Here is a 22,998-nt window from a genome sequence, read left to right as displayed (position 1 = left end):
GGCGGCTGCCATCAGCGAGGATCGTGTAACCACTTCGACAGGAATCGATGATGCAGCACATGCAAGGATGGATGAAGGGAGTGCTCTGTGTGGCTGCTTGCCTGTCGCAGGCCGCAGTGGCCGAGGTCGGCAAGCCTTCGGCGTTCATGACACAGGTCAGGGTCGAGGTCGGCCCCGATGGTTCCATCGTTTCGGCGCAGGCCGATAAGGGCCTGCACGAAAAATTGCGGGACTCCATTGAGCGTCGAGTCGGCGCGTGGACATTCTCACCGCCAACCGAGCAAGGCAAGCCAGTCTCAGCGGTCACTTATGTGCAGGTCGCAGCATGTCTGGTGCCGAAACAAGATGCAGTCAATCTGGCGATCGCCAATGCAGGCAATGGTCCTTACCGGCCGACACTTGTGCAGTTCCAGCCCAGATCAGCTCCACCACCGGGCCTGCTGTCCGCCACGGCGTTGCAGCTGACAATTGACTACAACGTGCTGGCGAACGGGCACGCAACGTTCGAGCAGGTTCACATCAGCAGTCCGACCGACGCACGCGGGGCGCGCTGGTTGGAGGGAATGGCGGCGCAATGGGTCAGGGCGCAGCGTTTCAAACCCGAGCAGTTGAACAATGTGCCGGTGTCCACCCGCATGCAGACGAATATCACCTTGTCTGGCGGCCCGACCACTCCGCGCGATCTCAACAACCAGCGCTCGTTGGAGCTGACGCGGCAGGCGTTGTCGCCGGAATGCCTCCAGGCGCTTGGAGACACCGCAGACCAGACCGTGGTAGTGGACTCGCCGATAAAGCTTCTGCCCAGGGGCTAGTCGTGGCCAACCGAGCGAGGCAATGCTGATGAATGCGGGCAACGCTCGGTTATGGTTTGTCGCGTGTGTTGCTTTTAATCAGGCAGTGCGTCCAACGCAGCCATCAGCGCAGGTTGGCGGCATGCCCAATACAAGGCGGCGACGTTCGCTACGACAGTGATCCAGAACCGCAGCTGGAAGGCTGCCTTGCTGGATTTATGCCGGAACAGCGCCTGCGCCAGCAACGCGCCCGGCCAGCCGCCGAGTAGTGCGATGAGGTGCAGGGTGGCTTCCGGTGTGCGTTGCCGGCCGCGTTGGGCCGCGCTCTTGTCGAGCCGGTAGACCAGCATCGCCAGCATGCTTGCAGCCGCGTACCACAGCGCCAGCAGCGCCGGCAGGCGACCTGCAACCACCATCGTTGCCATGCCGATTACAAACAGCAGCGCCAGCGTCTTGCGCGGCAGGCTCTGCTGCTGGGACGTGCCGCGACGCCGTTGCGCAGGTCTGGAAATCAGCAAGCGTCCAGGAAGTTGCGTACCGCCGGCCCGAAGCGCGCAAAATCGACCAGGAAGGCATCGTGGCCTTGTGGCGAATCCAGCCCGATGAAGTGTGCCTCGGCACCGCCGGCGCGCAGGCCTTCGGCGATCTGTTCCTGTTGCTGCACCGGGAACAGGATGTCGGTGTTGGCACCGATCGCCAGCGCCCGCGCGATGCGGATCTGCGCCAGTCCGGCCAGCACCGTGGCGTCGGTCGAGATGCCTGTATCCGGCCTGGCGGCGACCGCGGCGTTGTCGGCTTGCGTGCCATCGCCCCGTGCGTCGATGGCCGGGCTGTTGTCGACATACTCGGCCAGATCGAACCAATCCATCGAGCGGCTCAGATACAGGTAGCAGTTGGGATCGAAGAAGCGCACGAAGCGGCGCGCATGGCCTTCCAGATAACTTTCGACCTGGAATTCCAGGCCGAACGGATCGTCGGCGGCCTGTTCGGAATCCAGCCGCACGCGGCCGAAGCGGCCGTCCCATTCCAGTGCCGAGCGGTAGGTGATCACGCCGAGCTTGCGCGCCATGCGCATGCCCGATTCCGGGTAATGCGTGTCGTCGTAATGGCCGCCGTTCCAGTGCGGGTCCAGGCGGATGGCTTCGCGCTGCAAAGAGCGGATCGCGATCGAGAACGGCAGCGCCTGCGCACTGCCGGAGATATTGATATGGCTGCGCGCGATGCCGGGGTGGCGCAGCAACAACGCCAGTGCGGTCATGCCGCCCATCGAGTTGCCGATCAGGCAGGCCAGTTGTTCGATGCCCAACGCGCGCACCACGTCGGCTGCGGCATCGGCCACATCTTCGATCGACAGTTCCGGGAAACCCAGGCGATACCGCGTGCCGGTGGCAGGGTCGATCGACGCCGGGCCGGTCGAGCCCTTGCAGCTGCCCAACGAATTGACGCAGACCACGAACCAGCGTTCGGTATCGATCGGCTTGCCAGGCCCGAGCATTGCTTCCCACCAGCCCGGCTCGGGATTGGCCGGATTTGCCGCGGCATGCGCATTCGGCGACAGACCGGTGACGATCAACACCGCATTGCTGCGATCGGCTGCCAGCGTGCCCCAGGTTTCGTAGGCGACACGCGCCTGCAGCAGCACACCACCGCGCTTCATCGGAAACGGCGAGGGCAGCGCGTGGAACAGCGTGCCGGGGGGAATGAATTCGGTCATGCAGCAATTCTATCTGCCATGGCAGGTGCCGGGGGGCAGGATGGGAATGGGGATTCGGGAATTGGGAATCGGTTTGAGTCGTTGCTCTGTGTGATGCCACTCTGCAGAGCGGCGGATCTGCGGTTTGGTTGCAGGGCCCTTGCCCGCCCACCATCGCAGGACACGCCGCAAGTACGTCCGTGTAGGCTCTTACGCGGCATCCATGCCGCGTAAGGTCCCGCGACGATGGGCGGGCAAGGACCAGTGGAGATGTTGGGTGTGCATGGTTTTCAACACCGCGGCCGACTCACTCCGGTGCGGCGTCATCGTTGATTGCGTCGCGTCGACACGTGGCGGGCAATCAGCGACCGATTACCAGCTCCACCGGCGCGGCAGTGGGCAGTTCCACCATCAACGGCACGCTTTCGACGTCATCGGCCTGGCGCATTGCGTTGCCGCTGCGCGATAGCCGTGCCAGCACCTGCACGGTGTCCAGCGACGACAGCCGGCGCGTCGGCATCGGGCTGTCGCCGTCGTCCAGGGTGATGGTCAACGGCAGCTCGCGCAGCGCGTGTTTTTCCACCGCCACCGGCATCGGCGTGTCGGCGGCGCGCGCAATCACGAAGACGCTGGTGTCGCCCGGCAACCCGGCGCGTTTGGCGAACTCGGCATCCAGCGTCACGCGTACCTGGATGCGTTTGCCGCTGGCTGCATCGGCGGCAGGCGTAGCCGGCGTCTGGATCGGCGCCAGCCTGGCTTCCTGGCGCGCGGCGTTGATCTGTTCCAGCAGGCCGGGGCGGGTAGAGGCATCCACCACGCGCAGCAACGGCTCCCAGGTCTCGCTGGCCTTGGCCGGCTGACCGGCCTGGCGCTGCACCACGCCCAGGAACCAGCGTGCGCGTTGATGGTCCGGTTGCACCGCCAGCGCATGTTCCAGCAGGCGCATGGCCTGCGGATCCGGGCGCCCGCTGTCGTCGGCGAGCATGCGCGACTGCGCGGCAGCTACCAGCACATCCGGCTCGTCCGGACGCAGCGCGGCCGCGCGCGCAAACGCATCGCGCGCTTCGGCGAATTTCTGTTGGCTGGACAGCGAGCGTCCCAGCAATACCCAGCCTTCGGCCTGATCGGGATTGCGCGCCAACGCGGCGCGCAGTTGCACGATGGCCTCATCCAGCGAGCGTGGCGTGGCCGGCCGCTCGGCCGGCGCCTGAATCGCGCTCGGCGTACCGACCAGCCAGTACAGCGCCGCGCTCGCCGCCAGCAGCAACACCGCGATGCTGGCGGTCAGCCCGCGCGCTTCGCGCCACAGCGGCCGCAGCGCCACGCCGAAGACGAGCAGGGTCAGCACCACCACCGCACTGACGAAGCTGACCATCACCACTCCTGCTCATCGGCGGGCAGGGCGGGCGCAGCCACGCTGCGTCGGCGCACCAGCAGCACAATGGCGCCAGCACCCAGCAGCAACACCAGCAGCGGGCCGAACCACAGCAGCCAGGTGCGCGATTCCACGCGCGGGCGGTACAGCACGAACTCGCCATAGCGCGCGACCAGGAACTGGCGGATCTGCGCATCGCTGCGGCCTGCGTGCATCAGCGCCAGCACTTCGCGGCGCAGGTCCTGGGCGATCTGCGCATTGGAGTCGGCCAGCGACTGGTTCTGGCACTGCACGCAGCGCAGCTCGGCGGTGAGCGCATGGAAGCGCGCTTCTTCTTCGGCCGAGGCATAGCGCAGCGGCGCCGGGTCGCCGACCGGCTGGGCCAGGGCCAGCCAGGGCAACAGCAGCAGCGTCAGCAGCCAGGCGCGCATCATTGTTTGGCGTGTAGGTCCGGAGCGGCACTGGGCGAGCGCTCGATCTTGCTCAGTACCGGAATCAGCTGCGTGTCGATGATGGATTGGGTGAGCATGCCGCTGTACTTCCAGCGCACCACGCCGCGCCCGTCGACCAGAAAGGTCTCCGGTGCCGCAGCGATGCCGAAGTCGATCGCGGTACGGCCGTCTTTGTCGGCGACCACCAGCAGGTAGGGATTGCCCAGCTGTTCGAGCCAGCGTAGCGCATCGTTGCGCTCGTCCTTCCAGTTGTAGCCGATCACGCGCACGCGCTTGGTCAGCGCAAAGCGGCTCAGCACCGGGTGCTCCTCGCGGCAGGCCGGGCACCAACTGCCCCACACGTTGATGATGTACGGCGCGCCGCGCAGTTCGCGCGCATGCACCACGATGCTGGGGTCGTGCAGCAGCGGCAGCGCGAACTCCGGCGCCGGCTTGCCGATCAACGCAGAGGGCAGGGCATCGCGATCGTCCTGACCGGAGCGCACCACCGCATAGACCAGCAGCGCTGCCAGCGCGAGCAGCAGCACGATGGCACCTACCAGAACCGCAGTAGGCAGGCGGGGTGAACGTGACTCAACCATCTTGGATCTCCGGAGAACGACGAAAACGCCGGTCGGCCGCGGTGACCAGGCCGCCAAGCGCCATCAGCAGCGCCCCCAGCCAGATCCAGCGGACGAACGGTTTGAGGTGGACGCGGACCGCCCAGGCCTGATTGCCCAGGGGTTCGCCAAGCGCGACATACAGGTCGCCGAACGGGCCGGGACGGATCGCCGCCTCGGTCAAGGTCTGCCCGCCGCTGGCGTAGCGGCGTTTTTCCGCATGCAGCAGGCCGACCGGCGCATCGTCCTTGAACACCTGCAGATTGGCACGGTCGGAGACGTAATTGGGCCCGCGCAGCTCTTCGACATTATCGAAGTGCAGCGCGTAGCGGCCGATCTGCATCTGCTGCCCGGGCGCCAGTGCGACCTCGCGCTGCAGGCTCAGTGATTCCACCAGCAACGCACCGGCCAGGAACACCGCCACGCCCAGGTGCGCCAGCAGCATGCCCAGCATTTCGGCGGTGAGCTTCCGGCCCTTGGCTGCGCGCCGCGTCCACAGGAAGCGCAGCGTGCCCAGCAGCACCCAGGCCGCGCCGGCCACGCCGAGTGCCGCCTTCCACTGGCCCTGCGGCGCGGCGAACCAGGCCAGCACGCCTGCGGCAACCGCCAGGCCTGCCCATGGTGCGAGCATCGCCAGCGGACGCGAGGCCTGCTCGCGCTGCCAGCGGGTGAGCGGGCCGAACGGCAACAGCGCCACCAGCGGCGCCATCAGTACCATGAACAAGGTGCCGAAGTAAGGCGGCCCCACCGACAGCTTGCCCAGGCCCAAGGCGTCGGCCAGCAGCGGATACAGCGTGCCCAGCAACACCATTGCGCAGGCGCAGGCGAGCAGCAGGTTGTTCAACAGCAGCAAGGTTTCGCGCGAGCTGCCGGCGAACGCGCGGCGCGGGTCATCGACCAGCGACAGGCGCGGCGCACGCAACGCGTACAGCAGCAGCGAACCACCGACCACCGCCAGCAGGAACACCAGGATGAACAGGCCGCGCGACGGGTCGGCCGCAAACGCATGCACGCTGGTCAGCACGCCCGAGCGCACCAGGAAGGTGCCCAGCAGCGACAGCGAAAAGGCGGCGATCGCCAGCAGCAAGGTCCAGCTGGCGAAGCTGCCGCGCTTTTCGGTGACCGCCTGCGAATGCAGCAAGGCGGTGCCCACCAGCCATGGCATGAAACTGGCGTTTTCCACCGGGTCCCAGAACCACCAGCCGCCCCAGCCCAGCTCGTAATACGCCCACCAGCTGCCGAGTGCGATGCCGACGGTGAGCATGGCCCAGGCCACATTGGTCCACGGCCGCGTCCAGCGCAGCCAGCGCGCATCCATGCGACCTTCCAGCAACGCAGCGATGGCGAAGGCGAACGGCACCGCAAAGCCGACATAGCCGCAATACAGCATCGGCGGATGGATGATCAGCCCCGGGTCCTGCAATAGCGGATTCAGGTCGGCGCCTTCCAGCGGCACCGGCAACAAGCGCGCGAACGGATTGGAGGTGAACAGCAAAAACGCCAGGAAGCCGATGCTGACCAGCGCCATTACCCCCAGCACGCGCGCCACCACCTGCGCGGGCAACTGCCGCGACCACAGCGCCACCGCCCCGGTCCACAGCGCCAGCACCAGCGTCCACAGCAATAGTGAGCCTTCGTGCGCACCCCATACCGCCGAGTAGCGATACATCACCGGCAGCAGGCTGTTGGAATTCTCGGCGACATAGCGCACCGAAAAATCCTGCACCAGGAAGGCATGCGTCAGCAGCGCGAAGGCCGCTGCGATCAGGCCCAGCTGCAGCAACGCGGCCGGCCGCGCGACCGCCATCCAGCTGCTGCGTCCACGCTGCGCACCGGCCAGCGGTAGCGCGGCCTGCACCAGGGCCACCAGCAAGGCCAGAATCAGCAGGAAGGTGCCGAGCTCAGGCAGCATCGGGTTGGCGCGTTGGCGGGCAGGCAGTGGTGCGACGCTTGCCGGCGCAATGCAGGGGCGGCATCCGGGCAGCGTCTGCATGCGCCTGCCCAGGCATCGCGACATCGTCGGCCACGCAAGCGAGCTGCAAGCGATCACAGCGCAGCAAGGCGAACGTTTTGACCCCTGCCATCAACGCAGCGCTCCGGCCTGGTCTGCGGCCGCCGGCACATCGTGCTTGCGGTGTGCGCTGCCCATCTTGTCGGCGACTTCCTTCGGCATGTAGGTCTCGTCGTGCTTGGCCAGCACATCTTCGGCAACGAAGACGCCGTTCTGCATGCGCCCGGTCGCCACCACCGCCTGTCCCTCGCGAAACAGGTCCGGCAGGATGCGGTCGTAGCGCACCGGCAACTGTGCATCGCCATCGGTGACGCGGAACTGCGCTTCCAGCGAACCGGACGCACGTTGAAACGAGCCTTTCTCCACCATACCGCCGAGCCGGAAGCGCGCATGCTCGCCGGCGTCGCCGCGCAGCACTTCCGACGGTGTGTACAGGTAGGCCACATTGCGCTGCAGTGCCATCGCCACCAGCGCGGTCGCCAGGCCACCGGCCAGCACCAGCGCGATCACCAGCCAGATCCGGCGGCGCCGTTGCGGGTTCACTGGATCAGCTCCGCATCGCTGGGCACCGCGCGCTTGCGCTCGCGCAAACGCCGCGCCTGCGCGATCTTCAACGCGCGGCGCAGCTGCCAGCGGCCGGCGATCAGGTCCCACAGCAGCACCAGCACGAATACCGCATAGGCGGCGATGACGTAGGGCAGGTAGCTCATGCCGCGCGCTCCGGCGCATCGCGCAGGATCCAGGCCTTGCCGGCCTCGCGGCGCAGGTTGTCGGCGCGCGCACGCGTCAGCAGCGAACCGGCGAACCAGAACTTGGTGCCGATCACCATCAGCCACAGCGGCAGCAGCATGCTTGCATCGATGCTGGAGGGGCCGAGCAGGCGGATGCTCTGGCCCTGATGCAGCGAGTTCCACCATACCACCGAATAGCGGATCACCGGCAGCAATGCCACGCCGACGATCGCCAGCAAGGCGGCCGCGCGCGCGGCCTGACGGCGATCGTCGATGGCCTGGTACAGACCGATCACGCCCAGATACAGGAACAGCAGGATCAGCTCGGTGGTCAGGCGCGGGTCCCAATCCCACCAGGCGCCCCACATCGGCTTGCCCCAGATGCTGCCGGTCAGCAGGGTGATCACGGTGAACGCCGCGCCGATCGGCGCGCAGGCCATGGCCAGGATTTCGCAGATCTTGATGCGCCAGATCAGCGCGATCGCCGCGTACACCGCCATCAGCCCGAACACGAACAGGCTCATCCACGCGCTCGGCACATGGATATACAGAATGCGGAAGCTATCGCCCTGCTGGTAGTCGGCCGGGACCGCAAACAAGGCCTGCCAGATGCCCACGCCCAGCAACACCGCGGCCAGCGCGTAGCACCACGGCGCCCAGCGCGCAGTGAAACGGTCGAAGATCGGAGGCGAGGCGAGTTGGTGGAACCAGCGGGCGACGACGTTCATGCGATGGCAGCAGCCTTTGGAATGGCATTGGCTCTCGAAACAGCAACAACGCAATGAGTGGAGCGTCTTGTCGACAGCGCATCGACCGCAGGGCTCAACTCAAGGAAATCCGGATTGCGGCAGCCGCAGCCAGCGGTGCCAGCACCACGCCGATCACCAATCCGGCGCCCAGCAACAACAACGCACCCACCGCATCCTGCCCTTGTCCGCTGGCCGCGACACTGCCGGCACCGAACACCAGCACCGGCACGTACAACGGCAACGCCAGCAACGCCACGAGAATACCAGAGCGTTTCATCGTCACCGTCAGCGCCGCGACCACGGCACCAAGCAGACTCAGAAGCGGTGTGCCCAGCGCCAACGATGCCAGCAGCACCGGTAGTAGGTCATGTGGCAGGTGCAGCAATTCGCCCAGCAGCGGCGTCACCGCGATCAACGGCAGCGCGCTGGTCGCCCAGTGCAGTAGCACGCGCACCGCGATCAGCCACGCCAACGGCACCGGCGCCAGCAACCATTGCTCCATCGAGCCGTCTTCCACGTCGCTGCGGAACAACGCATCCAGCGACAGCAGGCCGGCCAGCAGCACAGACAGCCACAGCACCGCCGGTGCGGCCTGCGCCAGCAGGTCCGGGCGACCGCCCAGGCCCAGCGCGAACAACACCACGATCAGCAGCGCGAACAGCGCCGGCTGCAAGGCATCGCTGCGACGGCGCCACAGCAGCTGCAGGTCGCGGCTGAGCAGCGCGCGCGCGGCCTGCCACAGCGAGGGTTGTGGCGAATGCAGGCTCATGCCGCCGCCTCCAGCGTGAGCATGCGCGTGCGCACCGGCGGCGCCGCATAGGCGCCGTGGGTGGTGACCAGCGCCGCGCCACCGCCGCGCAGGTGCGCGGAGATCATCCGGTTGACCAGGGTGATGCCGTCCAGGTCCAGGTTGGCGTAGGGCTCGTCCAGCAGCCACAGCGGGGCCGGCGACAACCACAGCCGCGCCAGCGCCAGGCGCTTGCGCTGGCCGGCCGACAGCTGCCGCACCAGTGCATCCTCGTAGCCGGCCAGGCCGACGATGGCCAGCGCGCTGCCCGGCATCTGCTTGGCGCGGCGGCCATGCAGGCCGCACAGGAAGTGCAGGTTCTCCAGCGTGCTGAGATCGGCCTTCAGCCCCGGCAAATGGCCCAGATAGGCCATGAAGCGGCTGCGGTCGCCGCGCCGCGCGGTCTTGCCGTCGATCTGGATCTGCCCGCGCTCCACATGCAGCAGCCCGGCCAGCACCCGCAGCAGCGTGGTCTTGCCGGCGCCGTTGTCGCCTTGCACCAGCAGCGCCTCGCCGGCATCGACATGGAAATCCAGCGGGCCGAACACGGGCTCCTCGTTGCGGCTGAAAGCCAGCGCGCGCGCCGACAGCAGCGGTGGCGCAGTGTGCAGCGGTTCGATCATCGGCGCAGCGGGCTCCCGTCGCAGGACGGCATGGGGTGGAGGCGAGCGGGTGTCATGCCATCGCCATGAGGCAGCCGGCACGACACGCTGTGAGGCAGGGCGCGCATTGTAGCGACGATGGCGCGCTGCCGGGGGCGCGTTCGGCGGCGTGATGTGTCCGGGAACGCTGTTTTGCATCGCCTGGGCGCAACCGCCTGGCGGCTTTGCGTACACTCGCGGTCCCCCCCGTTTGTTGCCCGGACAGGCCCGATGCCCCTCACGACCAAGCTGCCCAAGGTGGGCACCACCATCTTCACCGTCATGTCGCAGTTGGCGGCCGAACACGGCGCGGTGAATCTGGGCCAGGGTTTTCCCGATTTCGCGGTGCCGCAGCGGCTGGTCGATGAACTGGCCAAGGCCATGGCGGCCGGCCACAACCAGTACCCGCCGATGACCGGCGTTGCGGCCTTGCGCCAGGCCATCGCCGGCAAGGCGCAGCGCTGTTACGGCGCGCAGGTCGATGCCGACAGCGAGATCACCGTCACCAGCGGTGCCACCGAGGCGATCTTCAACGCCATCCACGCGGTGGTGCGCGCAGGCGAGGAGGTCATCGTGCTGGACCCGGCCTACGACTGCTACGAGCCGGCGATCGACCTGGCCGGCGCGCGCGCCGTGCACGTGGCGCTGGACCCGCAGACCTTCGCCATCGATTGGCCGGCGCTGCGCGCGGCGATCACGCCGAAGACGCGCCTGCTGATGATCAACTCGCCGCACAATCCGTCCGGCGCGATGCTGTCTGCCGATGACATGCAGCGCTTGACCGAGCTGTTGCGCGGCAGCGACATCTTCCTGCTCTCGGACGAGGTGTACGAACACATCGTGTTCGACGGCCGCCGCCACGAATCGGTGTTGCGCTGGCCGGAACTGCGCGAGCGCGCGTTCGTGATTTCCAGCTTCGGCAAGACCTATCACTGCACCGGCTGGAAGATCGGCTACGCCATCGCGCCGCCGGCACTGAGCGCCGAGTTCCGCAAGGTGCACCAGTACAACACCTTCACCAGCTTCGGTCCGGCCCAGCACGCGTTCGCCGCGATGATTCGCGACGAACCCGAACATGACGAACACCTCGGCGCGTTCTACCAGGCCAAGCGCGACCGTTTCCGCGAACAGTTGCTGACCACGCGCCTGAAGCCGTTGCCAGTGCCCGGTGGCTATTTCCAGCTGGTCGACTATTCGGCGATCAGCGACCTGCCCGACACCGAGTTCGTGAAGTGGCTGACGGTGGAAAAGGGCGTGGCCGCGATTCCGCTGTCGCCGTTCTACGAGACCGCGCCACAAGGGCAACGACTGGCGCGGCTGTGCTTCGCCAAGAACGATGCAACCCTGGATGCGGCGATCGCGCGGTTGCAGCAGCTCTGAAGAGCTGGGAATCGGGAATGGGGATTCGGGAATCGTAAAAGCGGTTGGTCGTTTGTTGACGAGTTCGCAGAATGCCGATGACAGGAAGCCACCCGAAACCCGCCGTTCGAATCCCAAATCCCCACTCCCGAATCCCGAGCCTTTAATGCACGACCTGCGCATCTCCCTGATCCAAGGCGACACCCGCTGGCATGACCCGGCCGGCAATCGCGACTATTACGGTGCGTTGCTGGAGCCGTTGGCCGGGCAGACCGATCTGGTGATCCTGCCGGAGACCTTCACCAGCGGGTTCTCCAACGACGCCATCGACAAGGCCGAGGACATGCACGGGCCGACCGTGGCCTGGGTGCGTGCGCAGGCGGCGCGGCTGGATGCTGCCGTCACCGGTAGCGTGCAATTGCGCACGCCCGAAGGCGTGTTCAACCGGCTGCTGTGGGCCACGCCGGACGGGGCGCTGCAGTATTACGACAAGCGCCATCTGTTCCGCTTCGGCAACGAGCACCTGCGCTACGCGGCCGGGCGCGATCGCCTGACGGTGGAGTGGAAGGGCTGGCGGATCAATCCGCAGGTCTGCTACGACCTGCGCTTTCCGGTGTTCTGCCGCAATCGCTTCGATGTCGAGCGGCCGGGCCAGCTGGATTTTGATCTGCAACTGTTCGTCGCCAACTGGCCGTCCGCGCGCGCCTATGCCTGGAAGACGTTGCTGCGCGCACGCGCGATCGAGAACCTGTGCTTTGTGGCAGCGGTCAACCGCGTCGGCGTCGACGGCAATCAGCTGCACTACGCCGGCGACAGCGCCGTGATCGATTTCCTCGGCCAGCCGCAGGTGGAGATCCGCGAGCAGCCACAGGTGGTCACCACCACCCTCAGCGCTGCCGCCCTGGCCGAACACCGCGCACGCTTCCCGGCGATGCTGGATGCGGATGAATTTGTGATTAGGGATTAGGGATTAGGGATTGGTGCAAGCAGGCAAGGCACAGCTCTTTGCTTGCCCGCCGTTGCGAATCCCCAATCCCGAATCCCCAATCCCGGCTACTCACCCAATTTGATCTCGTAGATCTTCGGCCACCGCTTGCCGGTGACGAACAGGCGATCGTGCTCGGCGTCGTAGGCGATGCCGTTGAGTACATCGTTGCTTGGGTCGCTCAGGGTGTCGGCGTCCGGCACCAGCGCCTTCAAGTCGATCCAGGCGATCACCTTGCCGCTGGCCGGGTCGATGCGTGCGATGCGGGTGGTCAACCAGACGTTCGCCAACAGCTCGCCGTTGACCCATTCCAGCTCGTTGAGATTGTCCAGCGCCCTGCCGCCGGCAGTGACCTTGATGCTGCCGACCTGCTGCAGCGTCTGCGGATCCAGCCGTCGAATGCGGGCAGTGCCATCGCTCATGTACAGGCTGCTGTCGTCGCGGGTCAGCGCCCAGCCCTCGCCGGAATAACTGAACTGCGTGCGCGGCGTCAGCGTGGCCAGGTCGTAGACAAACCCGCGCTGGTTGCGCCATGTCAGCTGGATCAGGCGGTCGTGCCAGGCCACGATGCCTTCGCCGAAAAACGGCGCCGGTGTCGAGGCCTGCTGCAGGACGCGGCCGGTCTCCAGCTCGACCTTGCGCACGCTGGACTGGCCCAGTTCGCCGGTGCTCTCGTACAGGTAGCCGTCGAGATAGAACAGGCCTTCGGTAAAGGCGGCGGTGTCGTGCGGATAGGTGCGCACGACGGTATAGCCCTGGGTCGGGATGGTCTCGCCGCAGTGGGCGAGGGTGGGCAGCAGCAGGGCGGCGAAGAGCAGGCTGTAGGCGGTGCGTGGCATGCCGCAATCATCCCATGCCGCCATCGCAGACTATGGCTGCGCAGGCCGCCGGCCGGCGAAATAATGATTCGCTGAACGGTCGCATGCGCGGTGCCGGCATGTTGTCGCGGTTGCCACATCGGCGCTGCTAGGCTCGGCGCCACGTTCACCAACCGGAATGCCCGCATGATCAAGTCCCTTTCCCTCTTCGCGCTGCTGGGCGCCGCAACGCTCGCACCGCAGGCGCAGGCCGCCGGCAACATCGACTGCCAGCTGTCGTTCAACCTGTCGGGCTGGTCGGTGTTCTACAAGACCGCCAGCGGCACCGGCACCATCAAGTGCGACAACGGCGCGGTGATCCCGGTCAAGATCTCCAGCAAGGGCGGCGGCCTGACCGTCGGCAAGTCCAAGATCGTCGGCGGCCGCGGCACCTTCTCCGGCGCCTACAGCCTCAATGATCTGTTCGGCACCTACGCGGCGGCCGAAGCGCATGCCGGCGTGGTCAAGTCCAGCACGGCACAGGTGGTCACCAAGGGCGACATTTCGCTGGCCCTGGCCGGCACGGGCGAGGGCGTCGATCTGGGCGTGGCGGTGGGCAACTTCGTCATCGAGCGTCGCAAGTAAGACGCTGTGCATGCAGCGCAAGCGTCGCCAATGGTCGACGCCTGCGTGAACGCGCAGCGCCCCCAGACAGTGGGCTCTGCGCTGTTGCTGTACGAACTCGGTGTCGCTGCTGTTTCCAGCAACTGCGATGCCGGGCGCGAACGGAAACACCAATAAAAAACGGCCCTTTGCAGGGCCGTTTTTTATTGCGCGCGTCGCAGCCTAGCGACCGCGATTACCGCCGCCTGGCGGACGACGATTGCCGCCACCCGGCGGGCGACCACCCGGTCCACGCGGCGCGCCGCCCGGACCACCCGGACCGCGATTGCCGCCCGGACCACGGTTGCCACCGGGGCCACCCGCGCGTGCGCCGGTCGGGCGACCGGCCGCCGGACGTGCCGCGCCATACGGGCTGAAACCCGGGTTGGCGTGATCGGACGGAAAGCTCGGCGCATTGCCCGGATGACCGTACGGGTGCTTGCGCTGACCCTGGCCCTGCGACTGGCCCTGTCCGCTACCGGCGCCGCCACGTCCCGCGCCGCCCGCGCCAGGGCGTGCATTGCCCGCGCCGCCACCAGGGCGTGCACCGCCCGGACCCTTCTTCGCGTACGGGCGCGCCTGGCCGGTGCCAGGGCCACCGGGGCCGGCATTGCGGTGGCCGCTCGGGCCGGTGCTCACGCCATCGGGCACGTACCAGCTGCGGAACGCGGCCGGGTTGCCGTCCGGAAGGCCGCGGTCGCCCTTGGCGGGGGCGCGTTGCTTGAATGGGCGCTGCTGCGACTGCTTGGCTGCCGCTTCGCCGCTGACGGTGAGGCCGCCGCGGAAACCGCCCGGCTTGCCACGGCCACGGCCGCCGCGATCTTCGCGCGGGTTGTCGAAGCGGCGCAGTTCGCGTCCTTCGTCGGCGCCGGAGGTCTGGCCGTTGACGTACGCATTGCTGCGGCCATCGCGCGAGACGTGAACGGTGGATTTGGCGGCGCGGCGCTGGCCGATCACCGGCTGCAGCGTCAGCGCCGACGGCGCGCCTTCTTCCAGCTTGAGTTCGGCGCGCAGGCTGTCGACCTTGTCCTGCGCCACTTCGATGGACTGCCCACGCAGCAATTCGCGCGGCAGCGAGATCTTGCCGTAGCGGCTGCGCTTGAGGCGACTGACCTGGCAGCCCTGCGACTCCCACAGGCGACGCACTTCGCGGTTGCGGCCTTCCTTGACCACCACGCGGAACCAGTCGTGCGAGTCGGTGCCGCCGATGCGTTCGATCTCGTCGAACTTGGCGCCGCCGTCTTCCAGCAGCACACCGCGCGACAGGCGCTCGATGATGGCGTCGGAGACCTTGTCCTCGCCTTCCGGGGCGCGTACGCGCACCACGTATTCGCGCTCGACCTCGTAGGAGGGATGCATCATCGCGTTGGCCAGCTCACCGTCGGTGGTCAGCAGCAGCAGGCCGGTGGTGTTGATGTCCAGGCGGCCGATGGCGATCCAGCGCGAGCCCTTCAATGCCGGCAGCGACTCGAACACGGTCGGGCGGCCTTCGGGGTCTTCGCGGGTGGTCACTTCGCCTTCGGGCTTGTTGTAGATCAGCACGCGCGAGGGCTCTGTCAGCGCGCTGGCCACGAAACTGCGGCCATCCAGCTCGATCTTGTCGCCGCTGCGCACCGACATGCCGGTCTGCGCGACGGCGCCATTGACCTTGATCAGGCCATCGGCAATGCGCTGTTCCAGCGCGCGGCGCGACCCCAGTCCGGCTTGGGCCAGCACCTTGTGCAGGCGCTCTTCCAGCTTGGGCGCTTCGGGCGCGCTGTCGCGCTTGAGGGAAAGCTTGTTCAACGACAGCTTGCGGGGGGTGTCACTCATGTGTCTGGCTCCGGCCGACGCGTTCTGGGTCGGCCTCTGGTTCGGAATCGGCTTCGTCAACAGCCACGGTCGTCGTCGCGACGGCGTTGTCTTCGTCTTCGTTCACTGCATCCGCGCGCGTTCCCGGCGCGGTGTCGGGGTCGCCCTCACGGGCGTCATCTGGGTTCAACGGTTTTGGGTCCTGCGCCGAGGCATGCTCGGGGTGTTGCGGTGTGTCGTTACTCGATTCATCGGCGCTGGCCTGGTCATCGACCGCGTCGGCGTGGTGTTCGTGTTCGTCGTCGACTGCAGTGCCTGGGCTGGCGATCTGGTCGCTGTTGTCTACATCAACATCGGTATCGCCATCGCCATCGCCATCGGCATCAACGGCCAGCTCGGCATCGGCATCGGCGTGCGTTGCGTCGTCGCTGTCGCTGGTTGCGTCGGTGGTGCTGTCCGATGCCGGCAGCACCTTCTCGGCATCGCGCTGTTCCTGCGCGGCGTCGCCCGGGTCGGCATCCACGTCAGCATCTGCATCCGCCGCCGCGTCAGTCCGGGCGGCAATCGCCGCATCGGCGCCGGCGCCGTCTGCATCCGCCCTATCCGGGTCTGGATCCGTATCCGGACCCGCTTCAGCATGCTCCGTACCCATCGCCGCCGACGCCGGCACCGCGCCATCCAGTTGGCCGTCGCGGTCCAGCGGCAGCTGCGGTTCCAGCTCGGCAATGTCCTTCAACTCAGACAATGGCGGCAGCTCGTCCAATCGCTTGAGCCCGAAGTAATCCAGGAAGCCCTTGGTGGTACCGAACAGGGCCGGCTTGCCGGGCACGTCGCGGTGGCCGACCACGCGGATCCACTCGCGTTCTTCCAGCGCCTGGATGATGTTGCTGCTGACCGCCACGCCGCGCACCTGCTCGATCTCGCCGCGGGTGATCGGCTGGCGGTAGGCGATCAGCGCCAGGGTTTCCAGCGTGGCGCGGGTGTACTTGGTGCGGCGCTCGGTCCACAGCCGGGCGACCCAGCCATGCACGTCCGCCTTGACCTGGAAGCGGAACCCGGAGGCCACCTCGACCAGCTCCACGCCGCGCTCGGCGCAGCCGTCGCGCAGCAGTTCCAGCGCGCGCTCGACGCTGCCGGGCGGCGCCGGTTCTTCTTCGGGAAACACGCCCTGCAGCTGCGCCAGCGTCAGCGGCTGGCTGCTCGCCAGCAGGGCGGCTTCGATAATGCGGGTGATCAACGCTTGATCCATTCGGTGATCGGCTTCAGAGGGGTTCGTTGGCGGCATCGCTGTCGTCGAATTCGCTGGAGAATTGCAGCGGCGCATTGGTATTGCCCAAGGCCAGCGACTTCACGTAGATCGGCGCCAGCGGCGCCTCCTGCACGATGTCCAGCAATTGCTCCTTGGCCAGTTCGAGCAGCGCCAGGAAGGTGACCAGCACGCCGAGCTTGCCTTCTTCGGCAGTGAACAGCGATTCGAAACGGTAGAACCTGCCATCGTCCAGCCGGCTCAGCACATCGCCCATGCGCTGGCGCACGCTCAGCGCCTCGCGCTTGATCGCATGGCCGGTGAACAGTTCTGCGCGTTTGAGCACGTCGTACAGCGCCATCAGCATTTCTTTCAGTTCCACCGGCGGCGGCAGCTTGACCGCGGCGCGCTCGGGCAGATGCGCCTGCACCGGCGCGCTGTCGCGGCCCATGCGCGGCAGCGTGTCCAGATCCTCGGCAGCCTGCTTGAAGCGTTCGTATTCCTGCAGCCGGCGCACCAGCTCGGCGCGCGGATCGTTTTCTTCGCCTTCCTCGCTGGGCGGGCGCGGCAACAGCATGCGCGACTTGATCTCGGCCAGGATCGCGGCCATCACCAGATATTCCGCCGCCAGTTCGAAGCGCAGCTCCTGCATCACGTTGATGTAATCCACGTACTGCCGGGTGATCTCGGCGACGGGGATATCCAGGATGTCCAGATTCTGGCGGCGGATCAGATACAGCAGCAGGTCCAGCGGACCTTCGAAGGCATCCAGGATGACTTCCAGCGCGTCCGGCGGAATATACAGATCCTGCGGGATCTGCAGCACCGCTTGCCCATGCACCACCGCCAGCCGCATTTCCTGCTGCTGTGGCGGCGCGCTCGTGGCTGGCGGATTCGCGTCGTGCGCGAGTTCGGAATTCATCAGGTCGACATCGGGTCTTACGGTCGCCGGCCACGGTCGGAGCCGCGCCTGCAGGGCTTTGCCTTGAGTTATTGCGATCAATGTCGTGCCCGTGCCGGCACGATCCTACAAATCCACATACAACGTGCGCCGCGTGGCATGCGGCGACGGAACAGCGAGGAGGTCGTCTACGCGGGTCGGCGGTGGGCAGCGAATCGGTCGTCGAGGAGGCGTGGGGCCTGGGCCGACGGGCCGCTGCGTCCGATTGCGTGTGCAGTGGTGGCAAGGGTAATGCGTGCGCGGGGGCGGTGTCCAGCGCCGAGGCGGCTAGAATCACGGGGCTGTTCTTCACGTCTTGGGCGAGGTGGCCTATGTGGTACGTAATCGAGGGGTATGACCGGGCCGACGCACTGGCGGCCCGGCAGCAGGCGCGACCGGCGCATCTGGCCCGTTTGCAGGCGCTGGCGGCGGCAGGGCGCCTGCTGGTGGCCGGGCCATGTCCGGCGATCGATGCCGAGGATCCGGGCCCGGCCGGTTTCAGCGGCAGCGTGGTCATCGCCGAATTCGACGCGCTGGATGACGCCCGCGCCTGGGCCGATGCCGATCCGTATGTCGAGGCGGGCGTGTACGTGCGCACCGAGGTGCGTCCGTTCCGCCGGGTGCTGCCATGAGCCGGGTCGAGCGGATCCGCACCGCGCTGCAGGCGGCGCTGGCGCCGACCGAACTGGACGTGGTGGACGACAGCCATCGCCATGCCGGGCATGCCGGCGCGCGCGACGGGCGTGGGCATTTCAATGTGCGCGTGGTCAGCGCCGCCTTCGCCGGCAAGCCGCCGCTGGCGCGGCACCGCGCGGTCTATGCCGCGGTGGGCGAGATGATGCAGACCGATATCCACGCGCTGTCGATCGAGGCGATCGCGCCCGGCGAGGCGGGATAACCGGGCCACTCAACCAGCCGTCGTAGGAGCGCACCCGGGCGCGACTGCCTTATCCCATAGCCACCGTCGCGCGCGGGTGCGCTCCTACGCGAGGGACCGTTCCCTCCGGAGCGCCAAACCGCCCAACCGTGATCGCCGTCGACCTTCATCCGTGGACACATGAGCGATATTTGTTGCGTCGCAACACATCGCTTCACGTATTCATCACTTGCAGATGCTTGATCTGTAAGCGTTTTCACGGGCGTGAAGACAGGGGTTTACGCCTTCGCATGAAAACGCTTACAGTCCGCGCCAGTTTTGGGAACTCGGTCGCGGAGGGCGACACGAATGGCCAAGGGTGCGGTCACCATCAAAGATGTCGCCAGGGAAGCACAGGTCTCCGTTGCAACGGTGTCGCGTGCGCTCAATGGGCATGACAACGTCGCCGGGCCGGTGCGCCAGCTGGTGCAGGACGTGGCCGCGCGGCTGCGCTACAGCCCGCATGCGGCAGCCCGCAGCCTCAGCAGCCGACGCACCCAGACCCTGGGCGTGGTGCTGCCCGATCTGTATGGCGAATTCTTTTCCGAGCTGATCCGCGGAATCGATGGTGCAGCGCGTGCCGCCGGCCAGCATCTGCTGGTGTCCAGTTACCACGGCGACCCGGAGGCGCAGGGCAGGGCACTGCAGTCCATGCGCGGGCGCGTGGATGGTCTGCTGGTGCTGTCGCCGTATGCCGAGCAGCCCGGGTTCCTCACCGACAACCTGCCGCAGGCGCTGCCCACGGTATTGATCAACGCGCACGTTCCCGGCGACGCCTATCCGGTGCTGAGCATCGACGACCATGCCGGCGCGATGGCGATGACCGAACATCTGTTGTCGGCCGGACATCGGCGCATCGCCTTCATCGGCGGGCCAGCGCTGAATTTCGATGCGCGCGAACGCCTGCGTGGCTTCCGCGATGCGATCGCCGCCCACGGCGATACCGCGCAGGGCATCGAATTCACCGGCGACTTCGACGAGGCCTCCGGCCACCGCGCCGGCCAGGCGATGCTGGCCGGCGGCACGCTGCCCGACGCGGTCTTCGCCGCCAACGACATGACCGCGCTGGGCTGCCTGTACGCGTTTGTCCAGGCCGATGTCTCGGTGCCCGGCGATGTGGCACTGGCCGGTTTCGACGATATTCCGCTGGCCCGTTTCGTCCATCCGGCGCTGACCACGATGCGGGTCAGCATCGCGCGCCTGGGCGAGCAGGCGATGTCCAGGCTGATGCGGCTGGTGGACCAGCCCGGCCGCGACGACGGCATCCGCCAACTGCTCACGCCCGAGCTGGTGATCCGCGCCTCCTGCGGCGCCGGCGAGCCCGGCCCCTGAGGTTTCCTGCCCGCTGACCCTTTTCGCGGACGTTCTGTCCGCTCCCGCTGCCCCCCGCAGCGGTCGTTCCTGCAAGTCGCAACGCCACAACAACAATCTGTACCGATCCCTGGAGGGACCAATGCGCCACCACTACCCCCATTCCGCCAGTCCGGCGCGCAAGCTGCTCAGCTGCGCCCTGGCCAGTTGCCTGCTGCTTGGTGCCGCACCGGCCTTTGCGCAGAGTGCTGCGGCGACCATCCGCGGCCAGGTCACCGTCGACTCGGCGCCTGCCAGCCAGGCCCAGGTCACCGCGACCAATCTCGCCACCGGCCTGACCCGCACCGTGCAGGTCAGCAACGGCGGCTACTCGCTCGGCGGCCTGCCGCCGGGTTCGTACCGCCTGGACGTCACCGCCAACGGCCAGACCACCTCGCAGAACGTCACCGTGCAGGTCGGCCAGACCGCGACCCTGAACCTGGGCGTCGGCGGCGAACCGGCCACGGCTGACGGTGGTAACGCCACCACGCTGGACGCGGTGCAGGTCAAGGCCCCGCCGGTACTGGTGGAAACCCGTACCTCCGAGAACGCCACCTATATCTCCAACGTGCAGATCCAGAACCTGCCGCGTGCCACGCGCAACTTTCTGGAACTGGCCGACACCGTGCCGAACGTGCAGTTCACCCGCGAGGCCAACGGCACCACCAAGGTGCGCTCGGGCGCTACCTCGGCCGAAGGCACCAACGTCTACATCGACGGCGTGAGCCAGAAGAACTACGTGCTGACCGGCGGCGTCAGCGGCCAGGATTCCAGCCGCGGCAACCCGTTCCCGCAGTCGGCGATCGGCGAATACAAGGTCATCACCTCCAACTACAAGGCCGAGTTCGACCAGGTCAGCGGCGCGGCCATCGTGGCCTCGTCCAAGTCCGGTACCAACGATTTCCACGGCAGCTTCTTCTGGGATACCAGCAACGACAGCTGGCGCGAAGAAAGCCCGCTGGAAAAGCGCGCCGGCGTGCGTGACGACTTCGAGGAAACCCAGTACGGCGCCACCTTCAGCGGCCCGATCCTCAAGGACAAGGCGCATTTCTTCGTCGCCTATGAAGCCAAGGAATACACCACCCCGAACGTGGTGATCCCCGGTTCGATCTATTCGGACCGCGTCGATCAGCTGCCCACGCAGTTGCAGCCGCTGGTCGCCACCTACAGCACGCCGTTCAAGGAAGACCTGTACTTCGCCAAGATCGACTGGACCATCGGCGACAACAGCCTGTTCGAGCTGAGCGGCAAGTACCGCAAGGAAGACGAGCTCAACGACGTCGGCGGCACCTCGACCCTGGAGCACGGCAGCATCAACGGCCAGGAAGAAAAGCGCGCCAACCTGCGTTGGCAGTACAGCGGTGCCAACTTCCTCAACGAAGCCAACCTCAGCTACGAGAGCGCGTTCTGGAACCAGGCGCCGATCAACAACGGCAACGGCTACATCCTCAGCTATACGCCCAACCGCGGTAACGAGACCGACGTGCTTGCCGCAGGTGCCGGCAGCAGCTTCCAGCGCAAGGGTCAGAAGGGCTGGACCTTCCAGGACGATTTGACCCTGAACAGCCTGGAATGGCACGGCGCGCACACCGTCAAGATGGGCGTGAAGTTCAAGAGCATCGATCTGGATTCCACCCAGTTCAACCCGGCCAACCCGCAGTACTACTACAACATCCTCAGCGATGTCGAAACGCCGTACCGGGTGCGCTTCGGTGCGCCGCTGGTCGAAGGTGGCGGTTCGGTGGTGTCTGAGAACAAGCAGTACGGCATCTATTTGCAGGACGACTGGGAGGTCAACGAGCACTGGACCCTGAACCTGGGCGTGCGCTACGACTACGAAGAAACCCCGGCGTTCCTGGACTTCGTGACCCCGTCCGACGTCGCCGGTGCGCTGCAGAACTGGACCAACCTGCGCAACGCCAACTACGACATCAACAACTTCATCAGCACCGGCAACAATCGCAAGGCATTCAAGAATGCCTGGCAGCCGCGCCTGGGCGCCTCCTATGACCTGTTCGGCGATCAGGCGCATGTGATCTATGGCGGTGCCGGCCGTGCCTACGACCGCAACATCTTCGATTACCTGGCGCTCGAGCAGCTCAACAACTCATTCAACTCCTATAGCTACTACTTCACCAGCGCCAATAACCCGGCCTGCCTGGGCGACCCGTGTACCGCATGGAATCCGGCCTACAACACCCAGGAGGGCCTGAACACGCTGACAGCCAGCAGCGGTGGCGGCGGCGGTCGCGAGGTCTACCTGATCGACAACAACATCAAGACCCCGTACTCCGATCAATTCAGCATCGGCATGCGCAACATGGTGCCGCTGTGGGGCCAGGACTGGTTCACCGACGTGACCCTGAGCCGCATCGAAAGCCATGACGGTTTCGCGTTCGTGCGCGGCAACCGTCTGCCGGACGGGTCGTTCTTCCAGCCGGGCACCACCTCCGGCTCGCCGACCGACGGCCCAGATGGCTACAGCGCCATCGTGCTGGGGACCAACGGCGTGGAAACCCGCAACAACCAGCTCGCCCTGCAGGTCGAGAAGCCGTTCGACGAGGAGTCCGGCTGGGGCCTGACGGTGGCCTACACCTATTCCGATGCCAAGGAGAACCGCCAGTTCGGCGAGCATTACGCCCTGGATCGCGAACGCATCGAGGACTACGGCTGGCGCGAGGCCGGCGGCATTCCGAAGAATCGCCTGGTGGTCACCGGCATCTACGAGCTGCCGTACGAGATCAAGCTGTCCGGCAAGCTGTCGCTGGCCAGCCAGACCGCGCGTTACGGGCAGAACTGCCTGGCCGGCAACGACCAGTGCTACATCGTGCAGTTCAAGCCGGACGGCACGCTGGGCTACAAGGAGTTCAGCATCGCCGCCAATAAAGAGTGGGATACCGGCGCAGGTGTCAAATTCAACGTGCGTGCGGATATCCTCAACGTGTTCAATTGGGTGAACTACGCCAACTTTAACGGCGAGACCGGGACACTCGGAGACTTGAACACGGCTTACGGCACCCCGACCGGTGTGCTGGCGTCGCCGATGCGTACCTTCCGTCTGGCCTTCGGCCTGAACTGGTGAGGTACTCGACCGCCCCGGCAGCTGCCGGGGCGGTCGAACT

At 66.6% G+C, this 22,998-nt stretch carries 23 protein-coding genes; 8 read left to right on the top strand and 15 right to left on the bottom strand.

Features of this window, described 5'->3' with window-relative positions:
* Nucleotides 1–50: 50 nt before the first annotated feature.
* On the top strand, nucleotides 51–812 hold the full coding sequence (locus ABQ039_RS10865; RefSeq protein ID WP_349777763.1) for a hypothetical protein: 762 nt from the start codon (nucleotides 51–53) through the stop codon (nucleotides 810–812).
* A 74-nt stretch (nucleotides 813–886) separates the two neighbouring features.
* Here ABQ039_RS10865 and ABQ039_RS10860 read toward each other — a convergent pair whose 3' ends face one another.
* The 11 genes from ABQ039_RS10860 to ccmA form a co-directional block, all read right to left on the bottom strand.
* Nucleotides 887–1,150: a DUF1294 domain-containing protein gene (locus tag ABQ039_RS10860; RefSeq protein WP_258071409.1), complete on the bottom strand. Its 264-nt coding sequence runs from the start codon at nucleotides 1,148–1,150 to the stop codon at nucleotides 887–889.
* A gap of 152 nt (nucleotides 1,151–1,302) precedes the next feature.
* On the bottom strand, nucleotides 1,303–2,505 hold the full coding sequence (locus ABQ039_RS10855; RefSeq protein ID WP_349777764.1) for a homoserine O-acetyltransferase: 1,203 nt from the start codon (nucleotides 2,503–2,505) through the stop codon (nucleotides 1,303–1,305).
* Between the two features lie 340 nt (nucleotides 2,506–2,845).
* Entirely contained in the window at nucleotides 2,846–3,859 is a 1,014-nt protein-coding gene (locus ABQ039_RS10850) for a tetratricopeptide repeat protein (RefSeq protein ID WP_349777765.1), read from the bottom strand.
* Nucleotides 3,859–4,293 carry a cytochrome c-type biogenesis protein gene (locus ABQ039_RS10845; protein ID WP_024939985.1) on the bottom strand — a complete coding sequence of 145 codons (435 nt, stop codon included), beginning with the start codon at nucleotides 4,291–4,293 and terminating at the stop codon, nucleotides 3,859–3,861. The genes ABQ039_RS10850 and ABQ039_RS10845 overlap by 1 nt, the downstream gene beginning before the upstream one ends.
* Complete coding sequence (locus tag ABQ039_RS10840; RefSeq protein ID WP_024939984.1) at nucleotides 4,290–4,892, bottom strand: DsbE family thiol:disulfide interchange protein; 603 nt, start codon at nucleotides 4,890–4,892, stop codon at nucleotides 4,290–4,292. Before ABQ039_RS10840 ends, ABQ039_RS10845 begins: the two co-directional genes overlap by 4 nt.
* Nucleotides 4,885–6,822 carry a heme lyase CcmF/NrfE family subunit gene (locus tag ABQ039_RS10835; RefSeq protein ID WP_349777766.1) on the bottom strand — a complete coding sequence of 646 codons (1,938 nt, stop codon included), beginning with the start codon at nucleotides 6,820–6,822 and terminating at the stop codon, nucleotides 4,885–4,887. The genes ABQ039_RS10840 and ABQ039_RS10835 overlap by 8 nt, the downstream gene beginning before the upstream one ends.
* A gap of 171 nt (nucleotides 6,823–6,993) precedes the next feature.
* Nucleotides 6,994–7,464 (bottom strand): cytochrome c maturation protein CcmE, encoded by a 471-nt coding sequence (ccmE, locus tag ABQ039_RS10830; RefSeq protein ID WP_039515161.1) that lies wholly within the window; start codon nucleotides 7,462–7,464, stop codon nucleotides 6,994–6,996.
* Nucleotides 7,461–7,631 carry a heme exporter protein CcmD gene (locus ABQ039_RS10825; protein WP_349777767.1) on the bottom strand — a complete coding sequence of 57 codons (171 nt, stop codon included), beginning with the start codon at nucleotides 7,629–7,631 and terminating at the stop codon, nucleotides 7,461–7,463. Before ABQ039_RS10825 ends, ccmE begins: the two co-directional genes overlap by 4 nt.
* Nucleotides 7,628–8,380 carry a heme ABC transporter permease CcmC gene (gene ccmC / locus ABQ039_RS10820; protein ID WP_349777768.1) on the bottom strand — a complete coding sequence of 251 codons (753 nt, stop codon included), beginning with the start codon at nucleotides 8,378–8,380 and terminating at the stop codon, nucleotides 7,628–7,630. The genes ABQ039_RS10825 and ccmC overlap by 4 nt, the downstream gene beginning before the upstream one ends.
* Before the next feature lie 94 nt (nucleotides 8,381–8,474).
* Complete coding sequence (ccmB, locus tag ABQ039_RS10815) at nucleotides 8,475–9,170, bottom strand: heme exporter protein CcmB (RefSeq protein WP_054591972.1); 696 nt, start codon at nucleotides 9,168–9,170, stop codon at nucleotides 8,475–8,477.
* Nucleotides 9,167–9,811: a heme ABC exporter ATP-binding protein CcmA gene (gene ccmA / locus ABQ039_RS10810; RefSeq protein ID WP_349777769.1), complete on the bottom strand. Its 645-nt coding sequence runs from the start codon at nucleotides 9,809–9,811 to the stop codon at nucleotides 9,167–9,169. The genes ccmB and ccmA overlap by 4 nt, the downstream gene beginning before the upstream one ends.
* 249 nt (nucleotides 9,812–10,060) lie before the next feature.
* Here ccmA and ABQ039_RS10805 point away from each other — a divergent pair, with 249 nt between their 5' ends.
* Both ABQ039_RS10805 and ABQ039_RS10800 read left to right on the top strand, forming a co-directional pair.
* Nucleotides 10,061–11,209 carry a pyridoxal phosphate-dependent aminotransferase gene (locus ABQ039_RS10805; protein ID WP_102251913.1) on the top strand — a complete coding sequence of 383 codons (1,149 nt, stop codon included), beginning with the start codon at nucleotides 10,061–10,063 and terminating at the stop codon, nucleotides 11,207–11,209.
* Between the two features lie 145 nt (nucleotides 11,210–11,354).
* Nucleotides 11,355–12,155: an amidohydrolase gene (locus ABQ039_RS10800; RefSeq protein ID WP_024939977.1), complete on the top strand. Its 801-nt coding sequence runs from the start codon at nucleotides 11,355–11,357 to the stop codon at nucleotides 12,153–12,155.
* Between the two features lie 86 nt (nucleotides 12,156–12,241).
* On the opposite strand, the gene ABQ039_RS10795 is transcribed toward ABQ039_RS10800, so the two are convergent.
* The gene (locus ABQ039_RS10795; protein WP_349777770.1) at nucleotides 12,242–13,012 is read right to left on the bottom strand and encodes a glutaminyl-peptide cyclotransferase; all 771 of its coding nucleotides are present in this window, start codon (nucleotides 13,010–13,012) and stop codon (nucleotides 12,242–12,244) included.
* 165 nt (nucleotides 13,013–13,177) lie between these two features.
* Here ABQ039_RS10795 and ABQ039_RS10790 point away from each other — a divergent pair, with 165 nt between their 5' ends.
* Nucleotides 13,178–13,615 carry a hypothetical protein gene (locus tag ABQ039_RS10790; protein ID WP_016904973.1) on the top strand — a complete coding sequence of 146 codons (438 nt, stop codon included), beginning with the start codon at nucleotides 13,178–13,180 and terminating at the stop codon, nucleotides 13,613–13,615.
* Between the two features lie 201 nt (nucleotides 13,616–13,816).
* Here the strand turns inward: ABQ039_RS10790 and ABQ039_RS10785 are convergent, their stop codons facing one another.
* The 3 genes from ABQ039_RS10785 to ABQ039_RS10775 are packed head-to-tail and all read right to left on the bottom strand — an operon-like array spanning nucleotide 13,817 to nucleotide 17,592.
* Entirely contained in the window at nucleotides 13,817–15,445 is a 1,629-nt protein-coding gene (locus tag ABQ039_RS10785; protein WP_102251915.1) for a pseudouridine synthase, read from the bottom strand.
* Nucleotides 15,438–16,709 (bottom strand): SMC-Scp complex subunit ScpB, encoded by a 1,272-nt coding sequence (scpB, locus tag ABQ039_RS10780; RefSeq protein ID WP_349777771.1) that lies wholly within the window; start codon nucleotides 16,707–16,709, stop codon nucleotides 15,438–15,440. The genes ABQ039_RS10785 and scpB overlap by 8 nt, the downstream gene beginning before the upstream one ends.
* On the bottom strand, nucleotides 16,687–17,592 hold the full coding sequence (locus ABQ039_RS10775; protein WP_024940608.1) for a ScpA family protein: 906 nt from the start codon (nucleotides 17,590–17,592) through the stop codon (nucleotides 16,687–16,689). Before ABQ039_RS10775 ends, scpB begins: the two co-directional genes overlap by 23 nt.
* A 350-nt stretch (nucleotides 17,593–17,942) precedes the next feature.
* On the opposite strand from ABQ039_RS10775, the gene ABQ039_RS10770 reads away from it, so the two are divergent.
* The 4 genes from ABQ039_RS10770 to ABQ039_RS10755 all read left to right on the top strand — a co-directional run bounded on the left by ABQ039_RS10770 (nucleotide 17,943) and on the right by ABQ039_RS10755 (nucleotide 22,958).
* Nucleotides 17,943–18,242 carry a YciI family protein gene (locus tag ABQ039_RS10770; RefSeq protein ID WP_016904541.1) on the top strand — a complete coding sequence of 100 codons (300 nt, stop codon included), beginning with the start codon at nucleotides 17,943–17,945 and terminating at the stop codon, nucleotides 18,240–18,242.
* On the top strand, nucleotides 18,239–18,508 hold the full coding sequence (locus ABQ039_RS10765) for a BolA family transcriptional regulator (protein WP_039521812.1): 270 nt from the start codon (nucleotides 18,239–18,241) through the stop codon (nucleotides 18,506–18,508). Before ABQ039_RS10770 ends, ABQ039_RS10765 begins: the two co-directional genes overlap by 4 nt.
* A gap of 327 nt (nucleotides 18,509–18,835) precedes the next feature.
* Nucleotides 18,836–19,858: a LacI family DNA-binding transcriptional regulator gene (locus tag ABQ039_RS10760; RefSeq protein ID WP_184378248.1), complete on the top strand. Its 1,023-nt coding sequence runs from the start codon at nucleotides 18,836–18,838 to the stop codon at nucleotides 19,856–19,858.
* Between the two features lie 121 nt (nucleotides 19,859–19,979).
* Nucleotides 19,980–22,958 (top strand): TonB-dependent receptor, encoded by a 2,979-nt coding sequence (locus ABQ039_RS10755; protein WP_349777772.1) that lies wholly within the window; start codon nucleotides 19,980–19,982, stop codon nucleotides 22,956–22,958.
* The last annotated feature ends 40 nt before the right edge of the window (nucleotides 22,959–22,998 follow it).

This window comes from Xanthomonas sp. WHRI 6108 (assembly GCF_040202385.2).
Classification (GTDB): domain Bacteria; phylum Pseudomonadota; class Gammaproteobacteria; order Xanthomonadales; family Xanthomonadaceae; genus Xanthomonas; species Xanthomonas arboricola.
The sequence above is the reverse complement of the archived record's forward strand: the minus strand, read 5'-3'. Positions and strand labels throughout refer to the sequence as shown.